This is a genomic window from Pseudomonas sp. GW821-FHT05H12, from assembly GCF_059419385.1.
Genome location: NZ_JBWKRS010000006.1, coordinates 141,505 through 158,318 on the forward strand (window position 1 = coordinate 141,505; position 16,814 = coordinate 158,318).

The 16,814-nt window shown below is 61.3% G+C and carries 11 protein-coding genes; 9 read left to right on the forward strand and 2 right to left on the reverse strand.

Annotated features, from left to right (window positions below; genetic code table 11):
* Positions 1-208: 208 nt before the first annotated feature.
* The 5 genes from treP (at position 209) to AC07SU_RS07605 (ending at position 7,738) form a co-directional block, all read left to right on the forward strand.
* Entirely contained in the window at positions 209-1,651 is a 1,443-nt protein-coding gene (treP, locus tag AC07SU_RS07585) for a PTS system trehalose-specific EIIBC component (protein ID WP_176994406.1), read from the forward strand.
* Between the two features lie 117 nt (positions 1,652-1,768).
* Complete coding sequence (gene treC, locus AC07SU_RS07590; RefSeq protein WP_494996648.1) at positions 1,769-3,415, forward strand: alpha,alpha-phosphotrehalase; 1,647 nt, start codon at positions 1,769-1,771, stop codon at positions 3,413-3,415.
* A 132-nt stretch (positions 3,416-3,547) separates the two neighbouring features.
* The gene (locus AC07SU_RS07595; RefSeq protein ID WP_494996649.1) at positions 3,548-4,768 is read left to right on the forward strand and encodes a maltoporin; all 1,221 of its coding nucleotides are present in this window, start codon (positions 3,548-3,550) and stop codon (positions 4,766-4,768) included.
* A 163-nt stretch (positions 4,769-4,931) separates the two neighbouring features.
* The gene (ptsP, locus tag AC07SU_RS07600; protein WP_494996650.1) at positions 4,932-7,457 is read left to right on the forward strand and encodes a phosphoenolpyruvate--protein phosphotransferase; all 2,526 of its coding nucleotides are present in this window, start codon (positions 4,932-4,934) and stop codon (positions 7,455-7,457) included.
* A gap of 2 nt (positions 7,458-7,459) precedes the next feature.
* Positions 7,460-7,738, forward strand: coding sequence for a PTS sugar transporter subunit IIB (locus AC07SU_RS07605; RefSeq protein ID WP_176994402.1), 279 nt, complete (start codon positions 7,460-7,462; stop codon positions 7,736-7,738).
* A gap of 123 nt (positions 7,739-7,861) precedes the next feature.
* Here AC07SU_RS07605 and mltF read toward each other — a convergent pair whose 3' ends face one another.
* Positions 7,862-9,322, reverse strand: a complete 1,461-nt coding sequence (gene mltF / locus AC07SU_RS07610) for a membrane-bound lytic murein transglycosylase MltF (RefSeq protein ID WP_176994401.1) — start codon at positions 9,320-9,322, stop codon at positions 7,862-7,864.
* A gap of 287 nt (positions 9,323-9,609) precedes the next feature.
* Between mltF and purL the strand changes: the two genes are divergently transcribed.
* From purL to AC07SU_RS07630, 4 genes are all read left to right on the forward strand, one after another.
* Positions 9,610-13,506 carry a phosphoribosylformylglycinamidine synthase gene (gene purL, locus AC07SU_RS07615; protein ID WP_494996651.1) on the forward strand — a complete coding sequence of 1,299 codons (3,897 nt, stop codon included), beginning with the start codon at positions 9,610-9,612 and terminating at the stop codon, positions 13,504-13,506.
* 4 nt (positions 13,507-13,510) lie between these two features.
* On the forward strand, positions 13,511-13,822 hold the full coding sequence (locus tag AC07SU_RS07620; protein ID WP_494996652.1) for an NGG1p interacting factor NIF3: 312 nt from the start codon (positions 13,511-13,513) through the stop codon (positions 13,820-13,822).
* A 313-nt stretch (positions 13,823-14,135) separates the two neighbouring features.
* Complete coding sequence (locus AC07SU_RS07625) at positions 14,136-14,414, forward strand: type II toxin-antitoxin system RelE/ParE family toxin (protein WP_494996653.1); 279 nt, start codon at positions 14,136-14,138, stop codon at positions 14,412-14,414.
* 14 nt (positions 14,415-14,428) lie between these two features.
* Positions 14,429-14,716, forward strand: a complete 288-nt coding sequence (locus tag AC07SU_RS07630; protein ID WP_494996654.1) for a HigA family addiction module antitoxin — start codon at positions 14,429-14,431, stop codon at positions 14,714-14,716.
* Between the two features lie 373 nt (positions 14,717-15,089).
* On the opposite strand, the gene nagE is transcribed toward AC07SU_RS07630, so the two are convergent.
* Complete coding sequence (nagE, locus tag AC07SU_RS07635; RefSeq protein WP_494996655.1) at positions 15,090-16,796, reverse strand: N-acetylglucosamine-specific PTS transporter subunit IIBC; 1,707 nt, start codon at positions 16,794-16,796, stop codon at positions 15,090-15,092.
* Between the last annotated feature and the right edge of the window lie 18 nt (positions 16,797-16,814).

A 16,814-nucleotide genomic window follows, 5' to 3' on the forward strand; every position in this document is an offset into this window, starting at 1 on the left:
TTAGACCCACGGATATCAACGCCCTTGTAGGGGCCGGCTTGCCGGCGATGGGGGCCTCACGAACAGCATCGCCAGCAAGCCAGGGCCAACAATTTTCAACTCGTACAGACGAGTTGTTGCATTAACTCGTACAGACGAGTACTTTTGCCCTCGGCGTGCTGCCAATGACTGCCCCCCCCAATAAAAAAAACCAAAGTGGAAAACAAGCATGAGCCACGACTACCCAGCTATCGCCCGCGAGATTCTCGAGAACCTCGGGGGCAGCGACAACCTTGAGCAAGCTGCCCACTGCGTGACGCGCCTGCGCCTGGCGCTGAAGGACCCGAGCCGGGTCAACAGCGCCGCGTTGAACCAGGTTGATCTGGTCAAGGGTTCGTTTTTTACCGGCGGCCTGTTTCAAATCGTGATCGGCCCGGGCGAGGTAGAAAAGGTCTACGCCGCCCTGCGTGAAGCCACCGGCCTTGCGGTGTCGACCATCGCCGACGTCAAGCAGAAGGGCGCCGACAAGACCAACGCCATGCAGCGTCTGGTGCGCGTATTTTCCGATGTGTTCATGCCGATCCTGCCCGCGCTGATCATCGCCGGCCTGTTGATGGGCGTGAACAACCTGATGGGCGCCAAGGGCATGTTCATCGAGGGCAAGACGCTGCTGGAGGCGTATCCGAACCTGGATGGCCTGTGGAGCCTGATCAACCTGATGGCCAACACCTCGTTCGTGTTCCTGCCGGCGCTGGTGGGCTGGTCGGCGGCCAAGCGCTTTGGCGGCAGTGAAATCCTCGGCATCGTGCTGGGCCTGATGCTGGTACACCCGGACCTGCTCAATGCCTGGAACTACGGCAAGGCCGTGGCGGGGCTGGACGGCCAGAGCCTGCCGTACTTCGACATCTTTGGCTGGTTCAAGATCGAGAAAGTGGGCTACCAGGGGCAGATCCTGCCGATCCTGATGGCCGCCTACGTGATGAGCGTTATCGAAAAATGGCTGCGGGCGCGGGTGCCGAATGCCATTCAATTGCTGGTGGTGCCCATCACCACCATCGTGGTGACCGGCGTGCTGGCCCTGGCGATCATCGGCCCGGTCACGCGTCACCTCGGCATCCTGATCACCGAAGGCGTGGTCACCCTGTTCGACCTGGCGCCAATGCTCGGCGGGGCGATTTTCGGCCTGCTGTACGCGCCGCTGGTGATCACCGGCATGCACCACATGTTCCTCGCGGTGGACCTGCAACTGATCTCCACCCAGGGCGGCACCTTTATCTGGCCGATGATCGTCATGTCCAACCTGGCCCAGGGCAGTGCCGCCCTCGGTGTGTTCTACATGACCCGCAACGCGCGGGACAAAAGCATGGCGTCCACCTCGGCGATTTCCGCGTACTTCGGCATCACGGAGCCGGCGATGTTCGGCGTGAACCTGCGCTTCAAGTTCCCGTTCTATGCCGCGCTGCTGGGCTCGGCGCTGGGCAGTATTTTCCTGTCGCTGAACAAGGTGCAGGCGTCGGCCATCGGCGTCGGTGGCTTGCCTGGATTCATCTCGATCATTCCGCAGTACATCCCAAGCTTTGTGATCGGGATGGTCATCGCGATGGTCGTGCCGTTCGTCCTGACCTGTGCGTTGAGCATGAAGATTGTTCGGCCGGGTTATCGGGTCGCCTGATCGACCGCTATCGCCGGTAAGCCGGCTCCTACAGAGGAGTGCGGTCAACCGTAGGAACCGGCTTGCCGGCGATGAGGCCCTCAAGGCCCGCACAAAATTCTACTGAAGGAACCCCCCATGCAAACCTGGCAACACTCGGTGATCTACCAGATCTACCCAAAAAGCTTCCACAGCCACGCGGGTAACGCCACCGGTGACCTGCTGGGGATCGTGGACAAACTCGACTACCTCCAATGGCTGGGCGTCGACTGCCTGTGGATCACCCCGTTCCTGCGCTCGCCGCAGCGTGACAACGGCTACGACATCAGCGACTACTACGCCATCGACCCCAGCTACGGCACCATGGCCGACTGTGAACTGCTGATCAGCGAAGCAGCCAAGCGCGGCATCAAGCTGATGCTCGACATCGTGGTCAACCACACCTCCATCGAACACGAATGGTTCCAACAGGCGCGCAGCAGCCTCGATAACCCGTACCGCGACTTCTACATCTGGCGCGACCAGCCGAACAACTGGGAATCCAAGTTCGGCGGCTCGGCCTGGGAATACGAAGCGCAAACCGGCCAGTATTTCCTGCACCTGTTCGACCACACCCAGGCCGACCTGAATTGGGACAACCCCAAGGTGCGTGCCGAGGTGTTCAAGCTGATGCGCTTCTGGCGCGACAAGGGCGTGGGCGGTTTCCGCCTGGACGTGATCAACCTGATTTCCAAGCCCGCCGATTTCCCGGAAGACAACACCGACGGCCGCCGCTTCTACACCGACGGTCCGAACGTGCACGAGTACCTGCAGGAAATGCACCGCGAAGTTTTCGAAGGGCATGACCTGATCAACGTTGGCGAGATGTCATCCACCAGCCTTGAACATTGCATCCGCTACTCGCGGCCGGAATCGAAAGAGCTGTCGATGACCTTCAACTTTCATCACCTGAAAGTCGATTACCCGAACCTGCAGAAGTGGGTGAAGGCCGACTTCGATTTCCTGCAACTCAAGCAGATTTTTTCGGACTGGCAACTGGGCATGCAGGCCGGTGGCGGCTGGAACGCATTGTTCTGGTGTAACCACGACCAGCCACGGGTGGTCTCGCGCTTTGGTGACGACGGTGAACACCGTGTGGTCTCGGCCAAGATGCTCGGCACCGCGCTGCACTTCCTCCAGGGCACACCGTACGTGTACCAGGGCGAAGAACTGGGTATGACCAACCCGGGCTTCGACAGCATCGCGCAGTACCGCGATGTGGAGACGCTCAACATCTTCCGTCTCAAGCGTGATGCGGGCGAGCCCGAAGCGTCGAGCATGGCGGCGATCAAACAGAAATCGCGGGACAACAGCCGCACACCGATGCAGTGGAACACCCAGGCCAACGCGGGTTTCAGCCGTAGCGAACCGTGGATCGGCATCCCGGCCAACGCGGCGCAGATCAACGTCGAAAGCCAATTGGATGACCCGGATTCGGTGCTGCATCACTACCGCGCGCTGATTGCCTTGCGCCGCCGTGAACCGCTGATCCAGGAAGGTGTTTACCGCGAGCTGTTGCAAGACCACTTACAGGTCTGGGCCTACCTGCGCGAAGGCCACGGTGAGCGCTTGCTGGTGCTGAACAACTTCTACGGCACGCCTTGTGAAATCCAGCTGCCGGACAACGTGATCAACCCGGCCGCCGAGCAACGCCTTCTGATCAGCAACTACCCCGACTGCCCGCAGCGCAACGCCACGATCACGTTGCGCCCTTACGAATCCTTCGTCCTGCACCTCAAGGACTGAAACACCGCTACCCCCTGTAGGAGCCGGCTTGCCGGCGATAGCGTCAGTTGAATCGCCATCGCCGGCAAGCCGGCTCCTACAAGGGGGGCGTGCACCACGCAATAACAATAAGAAAAACATTAGGAGTGCTTCATGAAAACAACAATAAAGCTGGGCCTCGTTGCATCTTGTCTGAGCCTGCCACTGGGCGCTCAGGCCCTGGAATTTGCCGGTTACCTGCGCAGCGGCGCGGGTACCTCAACGGGCAGTGGCAAGCAGCAATGCTTCCAGTTGCCGGGGGCGCAATCCAAGTACCGTCTGGGCAACGAATGCGAACAGTATGCCGAGCTGGAACTGCGTCAGGACCTGCTGACCCTCGACGATGGCTCGGTGCTGAGCGTCGACGCCATGGCGTCCCTCTACAACAAATACGACCGTGCCCTTAAGTTCCAGGGCGACGACAACGGCTCGGCGCGCATGCCGCAGATGTATGCGCAGTGGTCCAACCTGCCCAGCCTCAATGGCGGCTCGGTGTGGGCCGGTCGGCGTTACTACAAACGTAATGACATCCATATCTCCGACTTCTACTACTGGAACCAGAGCGCCACGGGCGGTGGTATTGAGGACGTGTTGATCGGCGACCTCAAATACAGCTACGCCATTTCCCGCAAGGACAACCTGTACCAGAAGGAATACGCCACCCGTCACGACTTCAACGTGGCGGGCTTCAAGACCAACCCCGGCGGTGAGCTGGAGTTCGGCTTGAGCTACATCGAAAAAGCCGGTGGCCGCGACACCAACAGCGGTTGGGCGATCACGGCGCAGCATGTGCAAAAACCTTTCCTGGGCGGTAAGAACAAATTCGCCCTGCAATACGGTGAAGGCCCCGGCACTGGGCTGGGCTACACCGGCGACACCACCCTGGACAACAGCAGCAAAAGCTACCGCGCCGTGGAGTTTTTCGACTGGCAGGTGACCCCGCGCTTTGGCGGGCAGATCGAGGCGGTGTACCAGAAAGACATTCGCCCAGGCAGCCAGGACCAGACATGGATGTCCATCGGGGTGCGCCCTGCGTATGCCATCAGCGAACAGTTCAAGCTCGTCACTGAACTCGGGCACGATCAAGTCGACGCTACCGGCGGCACGCGCAAACTGAGCAAATTTACCTTCGCCCCGACCTGGTCGCCCAAAGGCCCGGATTTCTGGGCGCGGCCGGAAGTACGTTTGTACTACACCTATGCAACGTGGAACGAAGCGGCCAAACGCGCGGCGAATGAACTGGCGGCAGGCTCGGCGTTGTCCGACACCGGCTCCTACGGCACGGCGCGGCATGGCTCCAACGTTGGTGTGCAAGTCGAATATTGGTGGAAATAAGAATGTGGGTGTACGCGGACTAATGTGGGAGCTGGCTTGCCTGCGATGCAGGCGACTCGGTTTTTCATCAGGACCGAGGTGATGCCATCGCAGGCAAGCCAGCTCCCACATTGGATCGTTGTTCGCCCTATGATTTTTACAGAACAAAACAGCAGGTGAAGTCATGACCGCAACGCAACCCCTGGAACTGCTGGCGCCCTTGTCCGGTGTGCTGCTGGCGCTGGACACGGTGCCCGATCCGGTGTTTTCCAGCCGCCTGATCGGCGATGGCCTGTGCATCGACCCCACGTCGCAGACGCTGTGCGCGCCGCTGGCCGGGGTGATCAGCAATATCCAGGACAGTGGTCATGCGGTCAGCGTTACCGATGACAATGGCGTGCAGGTCCTGATGCACATCGGCCTGGACACCGTGAATCTGGCCGGCCAGGGCTTCACCCGGCTGGTGCAGGAAGGCCAGCGGGTGGAGGTGGGCCAACCGCTGATCGAGTTCGATGCCGACTATGTGGCGCTCAATGCCCGCAGCCTGTTGACCCTGGTGCTGGTGGTCAGCGGCGAGCCGTTCACGGTGTTGGCGAACGGCCTTGTGGACGTGGGCCAGCCGCTGATGCAGGTTTCTCCGGGTGAAGCGATTGAAGCGACAGATGAGGAGGAGGGTGACGCACTGTTCTCCAAGCCACTGACGTTGCCCAATGCCAACGGCTTGCACGCGCGGCCTGCGGCGGTGTTTGCCCAGGCGGCCAAAGGCTTCAACGCGAGTATTTACCTGCACAAGCAAACCCAGAGCGCCAACGCGAAATCCCTGGTGGCGATCATGGCGCTGCAAACCGTGCAGGGCGACACCTTGCAGGTGAGCGCGGCGGGTGAGGAGGCCGAGGCGGCGATCAAGGCGCTGGTCACCTTGCTGGCCGAAGGTTGCGGCGAGACGGTCGCGGCAGTGGGTGAGCTGGTTGAAGCGGTTGCGCCGGAGTCTTCGGCAACCTTGCTGCGCGGTGTCTGTGCTTCGCCGGGTTCGGCTTTTGGCCAGGTGGTTCAGGTGGCAGAACCTGAGCTTGCGATCACTGAGCAGGGCGCCGGTGAAACCGCCGAACGCGCTGCGCTGCAGCGTGGGTTGCTGGCGGCAAACGAGGCGTTGCAAGCCCTGCAAGCCAAGGCCGTCGGCAGCGCCCAAGCCGAGATCTTCCGCGCCCATCAGGAATTGCTCGAAGACCCGACCCTGCTTGAACACGCCCACGGCCTGCTGGCCGAAGGCAAAAGCGCTGCGTTTGCCTGGAACAGCGCCACGGTCGCCACCGCCAAGCAGTTCACGCAATTGGGCAATGCACTGCTCGCCGAACGCGCGGCAGACCTGGCCGATGTGGGCCAGCGTGTGCTGAAACTGATTCTGGGCATTCAAGACAGTGCCTGGGATTTGCCGGAACGCGCGATCCTGGTCGCCGAGCAACTGACCCCGTCACAAACCGCCAGCCTCGATACGCGTAAAGTGCTGGGTTTTGTCACGGTCGGCGGCGGCGCCACCAGCCACGTGGCGATCCTCGCCCGGGCCCTCGGCCTACCCGCCATCTGCGGTGTGCCCCTGCAGGTGCTGTCGCTGGCCAACGGCAAACAGGTATTGCTGGACGCCGACAAAGGCGAACTGCACCTGGACCCGGACTTGGCCGAAATCGAGAGGCTTGAAACCGCACGCCAACAGCAGACGCTGCGCCGTCAGCGTGAAGTCGCCCAGGCATCCTTGCCCGCCACGACCCGCGACGGTCATCACGTTGAAGTCACGGCCAACGTCGCCTCGCTGCAAGAGGTGGAGCAGTCCCTGACCCTCGGCGGCGAAGGCGTCGGCCTGCTGCGTTCGGAGTTCCTCTACCTGGACCGCAATCGTGCGCCAAGCCCCGAGGAGCAGGCTGGCACCTACACCGCCATCGCCCGTGCCCTGGGCTCCGAGCGCAACCTGGTGGTGCGCACCCTGGACGTGGGTGGCGACAAGCCGTTGGCCTATGTGCCCATGGAGGCTGAAACCAATCCTTTCCTCGGGCTACGCGGCATTCGCCTGTGCCTTGAGCGTCCTGAACTGCTGCGCGAGCAGTTCCGCGCCATCCTCGCCAGCGCCGGTTTTGCGCGGCTGCACATTATGCTGCCGATGGTCAGCCTGCTGTCGGAGCTGCATTTGGCGCGCAAGATTCTGGAAGAAGAGGCGGCAGCGCTCGGGCTCAGCGAGTTGCCGAAGCTGGGCATCATGATCGAGGTACCATCCGCCGCGCTGATGGCTGATGTGTTCGCACCCCATGTGGATTTCTTCTCCATCGGCACCAACGACCTCACCCAATACACCCTGGCCATGGACCGCGATCACCCGCGCCTGGCCAGCCAGGCCGACAGCTTTCACCCTGCGGTGCTGCGCCTGATCGCCACCACCGTCAAGGCCGCCCATGCCCATGGCAAGTGGGTGGGCGTTTGCGGCGCGTTGGCGTCCGAAGCCTTGGCCGTACCGGTGTTGATCGGGCTGGGGGTGGATGAGCTGTCGGTCAGCGTGCCGCTGATTCCGACCATCAAGGCCACTGTGCGTGAGCTGGACCTGGCCGACTGCCAGATCATCGCCCGCCAGATCCTGGGCCTGGAAGAAGCCGCCCAAGTGCGTGAGGCCTTGAGCCAATACCACGCGGCCACCGTTGAATCCTCACCTGTTTTGGAGCACTGAGCATGTTCGAGAAATTGCAGCGAGCGTTTTGGAAAGCGCTGACGCCGGATCTGATTGCCGAGACGGTTGCCGCGCCGGTGCAGAATGAGTTGTCGGCAGGGGTGCTGAATGCGCTGGGTGGTGCGGATAATCTTAAGTCGCAGCAGCGTGTGGCGCTGACACGGGTGCGGGTGCAGTTGCAGGATGCGGGGCGGTTGGATGAACAGGCATTGAAGGCAGCCGGCGTGCCGGGCGTGATGGTGTTGGCAGGCGGCGTCGTCCACCTGATCACAGGTCTATAAGGCGACGCGGACAAAATGTGGGAGCGGGCTTGCCCGCGAATGCGGAGTGTCAGTCGCTATATATGCTGACTGATCCACCGCTTTCGCGGGCAAGCCCGCTCCCACATGGGTTCTGCAGTGTTCTTAGAGCTGCGGGTTATCTTCCGGCGGCTTGGTCTTGTCGATGCCCGGCACATGCAGGTTGCCTTCCACCACCTGGTTGCCTTCCAGCTGCGGCTGGGTCACCCAGGTGAGGATGTCGTAGTAACGCCGGATGTTCGCCACAAAGTGCACCGGTTCACCACCCCGCGCGTAGCCGTAGCGGGTCTTGCTGTACCACTGCTTCTGCGACAGGCGTGGCAGCATCTTCTTCACGTCCAGCCACTTGTTCGGGTTCAAGCCTTCGCGCTTGGCCAGGGTGCGGGCGTCGTCAAGGTGGCCGGTGCCGACGTTGTAGGCGGCGAGGGCGAACCAGGTACGATCCGGCTCGGCAATGCTGTCGTCCAGTTCGTCCTTGATCTTGGCCAGGTACTTGGCGCCCCCCATGATGCTTTGCTTGGCATCCAGGCGATTGGACACGCCCATCGCCTGGGCGGTGTTCTGGGTCAGCATCATCAGGCCGCGCACGCCGGTCTTGGAGGTGACGGCTGGTTGCCACAGCGATTCCTGATAGCCGATGGCCGCCAATAACCGCCAGTCGACCTTCTCTTCCTTGGCGTAAGCCCTGAAGTGCTTCTCGTACTTGGGCAGGCGCTGCTGCAAATGCTGGGCGAACGTGTAGGCGCCGACATAACCGAGGACATCGACATGCCCGTAGTAGCGGTCTTTGAGACGCTGCAGGGTGCCGTTCTTCTCGACCTTGTCCAGGTAGCTGTTGATCTCGTTGAGCAGGCTGTTGTCTTCACCTGCCGCCACGGCCCAGCTCTGGTTGCTGGCGTTGCCGAGGTCGAAGGCCACGCGCACGTTGGGGAAGTACACCTGGTTCATCGCCACTTCGTTGGAGTCCACCAGGGTCAGGTCGATCTGGCCCTCGTCCACCATACGCAGCAGGTCGACCACTTCAACGGCGTCGGACTCTTCGTATTCGATCGCAGGATTCTGCTTTTTAAGCTCCGCCAATTGCTCGGCGTGGGTGCTGCCCTTGAGCACCATGATCTTCTTGCCTACCAGGTCTGCCGCGTTGGTCGGGCGGGACTGGCCGTTGCGGTAGATGATCTGCGGGGTCACTTCCAGGTAAGGATGGGAGAAACGCACCTGCTGCTGGCGCTGCTCGCTGCTCACCAGGCCTGCAGCCGCCAGCACCGGGCCGTTGGGCTTGCCCAACTGGCCGAACAGGTCATCAAGGTTGTCGGCGGTCTCGATCTCCAGCTTGACCCCCAGGTCATCGGCAAAACGCTTGACCAGTTCGTATTCGAAACCGGTTTCACCGTTGCGGTCCTGGAAATAAGTGGCCGGACTGTTGCGGGTTACCACGCGCAATACGCCATCCTCCTTGATTCGCTCGAGCGTGCTGGGTTTATCAACACAGGCGCTGAGCAACAGGAAGAGTCCGGTGGCGAAGAGCCATTTGGCGCATCGCGGGCGCAAAGCAGTAGGGGAGAACATCTGCGCAGTATACGCAAACGGCCCACGGCGCCATATCTCGACAGCGTGGGACTTGTCTGCTAGCCACCGCAAAAGCGTGCTGCAGCCCGCAGAAATGGGGCTTGGCGGGCAATTGTGACGGTTAAAATAACTGCGCGGAATGTCCGGGATAACGCCCCGATACCGTGCAATCCGTGCCAACTGACGCCCGGCAGCGGCCACCGGTGCCGTTTCGGGTGCCGTTGGCGATGGTTTACGCTAGAATGCACGGCCTCAAAGCACACCCCCTTCCCGAGGCTGTCCCGAAGATGTTGATCCTGCGCGGCGCTCCTGCCCTTTCTGCCTTTCGCCACAGCAAACTCCTTGAGCAACTGAGCCAGAAGGTTCCAGCTGTTACTGGCCTGTACGCTGAATTTGCTCACTTCGCCGACGTTACCGGCGTATTGACCGCCGACGAACAGCAAGTGCTGGCACGCCTTCTGAAGTACGGCCCAAGCGTTCCCGTTCAAGAGCCGACTGGCCGCTTGTTCCTGGTTCTGCCACGGTTCGGCACCATCTCGCCCTGGTCGAGCAAGGCCAGCGACATCGCCCGCAACTGCGGCCTGGAAAAAATCCAGCGCCTGGAGCGGGGTATCGCCTTCTACGTCGCCGGCCAGTTCAGCGACGCCGAAGCCGAGCTGATCGCCAGCAGCCTGCACGACCGCATGACCCAGATCATCGTCAGCCAGCTGGAACAGGCTGCCGGCCTGTTCAGCCACGCCGAGCCTAAACCGCTGACCGCGATTGATGTGCTCGGCGGTGGCCGCGCCGCCCTCGAGAAGGCCAACACCGAACTCGGCCTGGCCCTGGCCGAAGACGAGATCGACTACCTGGTCAACGCCTTCAATGGCTTGAAGCGCAACCCGCACGACATCGAACTGATGATGTTCGCCCAGGCCAACTCCGAGCACTGCCGTCACAAGATCTTCAACGCCAGTTGGGATATCGACGGCGAAAGCCAGGAAAAAAGCCTGTTCGGCATGATCAAGAACACCTACGTGATGCACAGCGAAGGTGTTCTGTCGGCTTATAAGGACAACGCCTCGGTGATCGTCGGCTCCGTCGCCGGCCGTTTCTTCCCGGACCCGGAAACCCGCCAGTACGGCGCGGTGCAGGAGCCGGTGCACATCCTGATGAAGGTTGAGACCCACAACCACCCGACCGCGATTGCCCCGTTCCCGGGCGCCGCCACCGGTTCGGGCGGCGAAATCCGTGACGAAGGTGCCACCGGCCGTGGCGCCAAGCCAAAGGCGGGCCTCACCGGTTTCACCGTGTCCAACCTGCAGATCCCGGGCTTTGAACAGCCATGGGAAGTGCCGTACGGCAAGCCTGAGCGCATCGTTACTGCACTGGACATCATGATTGAAGGCCCGCTGGGCGGCGCTGCATTCAACAACGAATTCGGCCGTCCTGCGCTGACGGGCTACTTCCGTACCTTCGAGCAGTCCATCACCACCCCCCGTGGCGATGAAGTACGCGGCTACCACAAGCCGATCATGCTGGCTGGCGGCATGGGCAACATCCGTGAAGAACACGTCAAGAAAGGCGAGATCCTGGTCGGCTCCAAGCTGATCGTGCTCGGCGGCCCGGCGATGTTGATCGGCCTGGGCGGCGGCGCGGCTTCCTCCATGGCCACCGGCACCAGCTCGGCAGACCTGGACTTCGCTTCCGTACAGCGCGAAAACCCGGAGATGGAACGTCGCTGCCAGGAAGTCATCGACCGTTGCTGGCAGTTGGGTGACAAGAACCCGATCAGCTTCATCCACGACGTCGGCGCGGGCGGTCTGTCCAACGCCTTCCCGGAACTGGTCAACGACGGCGACCGTGGTGGCCGTTTCGAACTGCGCAACATTCCAAACGACGAGCCGGGCATGGCCCCGCACGAAATCTGGAGCAACGAATCCCAGGAACGCTACGTACTGGCCGTCGGCCCAGAGGACTTCGCGCGCTTCCAGGCCATCTGCGAACGCGAGCGCTGCCCGTTTGCCGTGGTCGGCGAAGCCACTGCCGAGCCGCAACTGACCGTGACCGACAGCCACTTCGGCAACAGCCCGGTGGACATGCCGCTCGAAGTGCTGCTGGGCAAAGCCCCGCGCATGCACCGTTCGGCGGTACGTGAAACCGAGCTGGGCGACGACTTCGACCCAAGCACACTGGAACTGGCCGACAGCATCGAACGCGTGCTGCACCACCCGGCCGTGGCGAGCAAAAGCTTCCTGATCACCATCGGCGACCGCACCATCACTGGCCTGGTGGCCCGTGACCAAATGGTGGGCCCATGGCAAGTGCCGGTGGCCGACGTTGCCGTCACCGCCACCAGCTTCGACGTCTATACGGGTGAAGCCATGGCCATGGGCGAGCGTACCCCGCTGGCCTTGCTGGACGCCCCGGCGTCGGGCCGCATGGCCATTGGTGAAACCCTCACCAACATCGCGGCGTCTCGCATCGGCAAGCTGTCCGACATCAAGTTGTCGGCCAACTGGATGTCCGCTGCTGGCCATCCGGGTGAAGACGCCCGCCTGTACGACACCGTTAAAGCGGTCGGCATGGAGCTGTGCCCTGAGCTGGGCCTGACCATTCCGGTGGGCAAGGACTCCATGTCCATGGCCACGCGCTGGAACGAAGACGGTTCGGACAAGAGCGTCACTTCGCCGCTGTCGCTGATCGTCACCGGTTTTGCGCCGGTCACCGACATCCGTCAGACCCTGACCCCGCAACTGCGCATGGACAAGGGCACCACCGACCTGATCCTGATTGACCTGGGCCGTGGCCAGAACCGCATGGGCGCCTCGATCCTGGCGCAGACCCATGGCAAGTTGGGCAAGCAGGCACCGGACGTCGATGACGCCGAAGACCTCAAAGCCTTCTTCGCCGTGATCCAGGGCCTCAACGCCGACGGCCACCTGCTGGCTTACCACGACCGTTCCGATGGTGGCTTGCTGACCAGCGTCGTGGAAATGGCCTTCGCCGGTCACTGCGGCCTGAACATCGTGCTCGACAGCGTTGCCGAGGATGCGTCCGAAATCAACGGCATCCTGTTCAACGAAGAGTTGGGCGCGGTGATCCAGGTTCGCCAGGACGCAACGCCAGACGTACTCGCACAATTCAGCGCCGCTGGCCTGGGCGACTGCGTGGCGGTGATCGGCCAGCCGATCAACAACGGCCAGATCGACATCGTCTTCAACGGCGACACCGTGTTCGAAGGTCAGCGCCGCCTGCTGCAACGCCAGTGGGCTGAAACCAGCTACCAGATCCAACGCCTGCGTGATAACGCCGACTGCGCCGAGCAGGAATTCGACGTAATCCTGGAAGAAGACAACCCGGGCCTGAGCACCAAGCTCAGCTTCGACGTCAACCAGGACATTGCCGCGCCTTACATCAAGAAAGGCATCCGCCCACAAGTTGCCGTGCTGCGTGAGCAGGGCGTCAACGGCCAGGTGGAAATGGCGGCCGCGTTCGACCGCGCCGGTTTCAATGCGATCGACGTGCACATGAGCGACATCCTCGCCGGTCGCGTTGACCTCAACGAATTCAAAGGCCTGGTGGCCTGCGGTGGTTTCTCCTACGGCGACGTGCTGGGTGCCGGTGAAGGCTGGGCCAAATCGGCCTTGTTCAACAGCCGTGCCCGCGACGCGTTCCAAGGGTTCTTCGAGCGCAACGACAGCTTCACCCTGGGTGTGTGCAACGGTTGCCAGATGATGTCCAACCTCAGCGAACTGATCCCGGGCAGCGAGTTCTGGCCGCACTTTGTGCGCAACCGTTCCGAGCAGTTCGAGGCCCGTGTCGCCATGGTGCAGGTGCAGGAGTCCAACTCGATCTTCCTGCAAGGCATGGCCGGTTCGCGCATGCCAATCGCCATCGCCCACGGTGAAGGCCATGCCGAGTTCGCCAGCGAAGAAGCGTTGCTGGAAGCCGACCTGTCCGGTTGCGTGGCCATGCGTTTTGTCGACAACCACGGCAAAGTCACCGAGACCTACCCGGCCAACCCGAACGGCTCGCCGCGCGGGATCACTGGCCTTACCAGCCGCGACGGCCGCGTGACCATCATGATGCCGCACCCGGAGCGCGTGTTCCGCGCCGTGCAGAACTCGTGGCGCCCGGAAGAGTGGAACGAAGACGGCGCGTGGATGCGCATGTTCCGTAACGCTCGCGTGTGGGTGAACTAAGACGGTGTACAAGCTCGCCTTCTTTGTGCCCGCAAGCCACGTGGAGACGGTGAAAACCGCCGTCTTCGCAGCCGGCGGCGGGCGTATCGGCAACTACGACAGCTGCGCCTGGCAAGTGCTGGGTCAAGGCCAATTCCGCGCGTTGGACGGCAGCCAGCCGTTTCTCGGGCAGATTGGCCAGGTTGAAGTGGTTGAGGAATGGAAGGTTGAGCTGGTGGTGGCGGATGAATTGATCGTGGCTGTCGTGGCTGCGCTCAAACTGAGCCACCCGTACGAGACACCGGCGTATGAGGTGTGGCAGTTGGCGGATTTCTGATTCGCACGCTGCAAAAACAAGAAACCCGCTGGGCCCGTTTGGTCAGCGGGTTTTTTGTTGCCTGTCAGTGCCTCATCGCCGGCAAGCCGGCTCCTACAGAGGGACGCGATCAACTGTAGGAGCCGGCTTGCCGGCGATGGCATCCATACAGGCGCTTCGGACCTTTCCGACAAACCATTCAGGTTGTCCCTCGGAACCTGCCTTCCTAGCCTTCCCGCTTCGAATTCTCTCGGCGATGGAATGATATGAATCTGACATCCAGAACCGATATGCGGCTGTTGCAGGGCGTGATGTATCGCATCACAATCGCGCCATGATTATTAGCTGGAAGCATAAAGGCCTTCGTGTTTTTTATGAGACTGGCTCTACAAAAGGGATTTGGGCCAACCATGCAAATCGCCTGCGCCGTGTTCTGCTGATTTTAAACAGCGCGAGTCATTGGAGCGATCTAGAGCTGCCAGGTTGGCACTTCCATCGCTTGAAGGGAGACCTGGTTGACTACTGGTCAGTGAGCATCAGTGGTAACTGGCGCATCATTTTTCGCATGTATGACGATCAAGTCGAGCTGGTCGACTATCTGGATTACCACTGAGAAGGGGTCTGTTTATGGATATGCACAATCCTCCTCACCCAGGGGAAATACTGCTTGAGGATGTTATTCCCGGGCTGGGAATGACGATCACTGAAGTGGCGCGGCGTTTGGGTTTTGCCAGGGAGACGTTTTCAAGAATTCTCCACGGGCATGCGCCGGTCAGCCCTGATCTGGCTGTACGGCTTGAGCGTGCTGGCATCAGCAAGGCCCGGATGTGGCTCTCCATGCAGAGCAGCTATGACCTTTGGCAGGCAGAGCATCGAGAGCAGCCTGTGATTGAGCGGTTTGCTCGGGTTGAATAAGTGCGATTAAAGCGCCCGGCTTAGGCCGGGTTTTTGTTGTCTGCGATATCTCCAAGTCTCGGAGATTTCCGACAAGCCTTTCAGGTTGTCCCTCGGAACTGGCGTCACTAGTCTTCCCGGGTCGCCATCTATGTGGTGACCGGGACTGCAAGCCTGAAATTCTCACCAGGAGCCTTTTCCGCATGGAGTTTTACGATGATCCACGAAAACGTATGACCTTAATCAAGTACCTCTGAAACCATGTCCCAGATGACAGGCGACCAGTCAGTTAAGGCCAATCGCAGGCAAGCCAGCTCCCACATTTTGAATGTATTCACAGGTCAAAAGTGGGAGCTGGCTTGCCTGCGATGGGAGCAGCTCAGACAGGGATGATTTAAACCCTGGCCCCGACCTCACGGCCGCTGACCAACCGCTCCATAGCCTCACCCAACCCGGATGCCTTGTCACCAATCAACAAGTGCCAAACACCGCTATCCAGTTGACTCACACCTTGGCAACCCAGCGCAGTCAGGTCCGCTTCCGACAACACCGAATCATCCCCCAACTCCACCCGCAACCGAGTCATCGCCACGGCTTCCAGTTGCCGCACATTTCCCCGGCCACCCAAGGCGCTCAGCCATTTCTCGGCTTCCTGCACATTCACTGCAACCGGCTTATCCACAGGCGCAACGGCGACAGGCGCACTGGCAACAAACGACGGCATGGCCAAGCGAATCTCATCAGCAATGCTATCGGCCATCGGCCCCACCACCACCTGCAAACTCCCGCCATTCCCCGGCCGAACCACGGCCATGGCGCCCAGTGCTTTCAACTCGGCATCCACTGCTTTGTTGCGGTCCACCATGTCCAAGCGCAGGCGTGTGGTGCAGGCACCGACGCTCAGTAGATTCTCTGCGCCACCCAGGGCCTGGATGTAGGCCGTGGCGCGCTGGTTATCACTCATGGCCTCAGCCTGCACCACCTGGAGATCTTCCCGCCCCGGCGTCTTCAGGTTGAAGCGGCGAATGCAGTAGTTGAACACGCTGTAGTAGACCACCGCGTACGCCAGGCCCACCGGGAACACCAGCCAGCCATTGGTGGACTTGCCCCAGCCCAGCACCATGTCGATAAACCCACCGGAGAAGGTAAAGCCCAGGTGAATGTTCAGCATGTTGGTGACGGCCATCGACAGGCCGGTCAGCACCGCGTGGATCAGGTACAAAAACGGCGCGAGGAACATGAACGCGAATTCAATCGGCTCGGTCACCCCGGTCAAAAACGAGGTCAACGCCATCGACAGGAAAATCCCGCCCATCACTTTACGGCGCTCCGGCAGCGCATTGCGATACATCGCCAAACACGCGGCCGGCAGGCCGAACAGCATCACCGGGAACATGCCGGTCATGAACTGGCCGCCTTTCGGGTCGCCAGCGAAGTAGCGGGTCAGGTCACCTGTCAACACCGCGCCAGTCACCGGGTCGGTGAAGCTGCCGAACACAAACCAGGCCATGTTGTTGAGGATGTGGTGCAGCCCGGTGACGATCAGCAGGCGGTTGAACACGCCAAACACAAAGGCGCCAAAGCTGCCGCTTTCCATCAGCAGCACGCCGAAGCTGTTGATGCCGTGCTGGATCGGCGGCCAGATCAGGCCGAAGATCACACCCAAGGCGACCGCCGAGAAACCGGTGACAATCGGCACAAACCGCCGCCCGCCGAAGAAGGCCAGGTACTCCGGCAGCTTGATGTCCTTGAAGCGGTTGTACAGCCCGCCCGCCATCAGGCCGCTGGCGATACCGGCGAGCATGCCCATGTTGATGGTGCTGTCCATCACCTTGAGGGTGGAGACCATCACCAGGTAACCAATCGCCCCGGCCAGGCCTGCGGTGCCGTTATTGTCGCGGGCAAAACCCACGGCAATGCCGATGGCGAAGATCAGCGCCAGGTTGGCGAAGATTGCTTGCCCCGCGTCGTGCATCACCGCGATGTTCAGCAGATCAGTGTCGCCCAGGCGCAGCAGGAGGCCGGCGATCGGCAGGATCGCGATCGGCAGCATCAGTGCACGGCCCAGGCGTTGCAGGCCTTCGATGAAATGTTGGTACATGGCGAGTCTCCCTTTTCT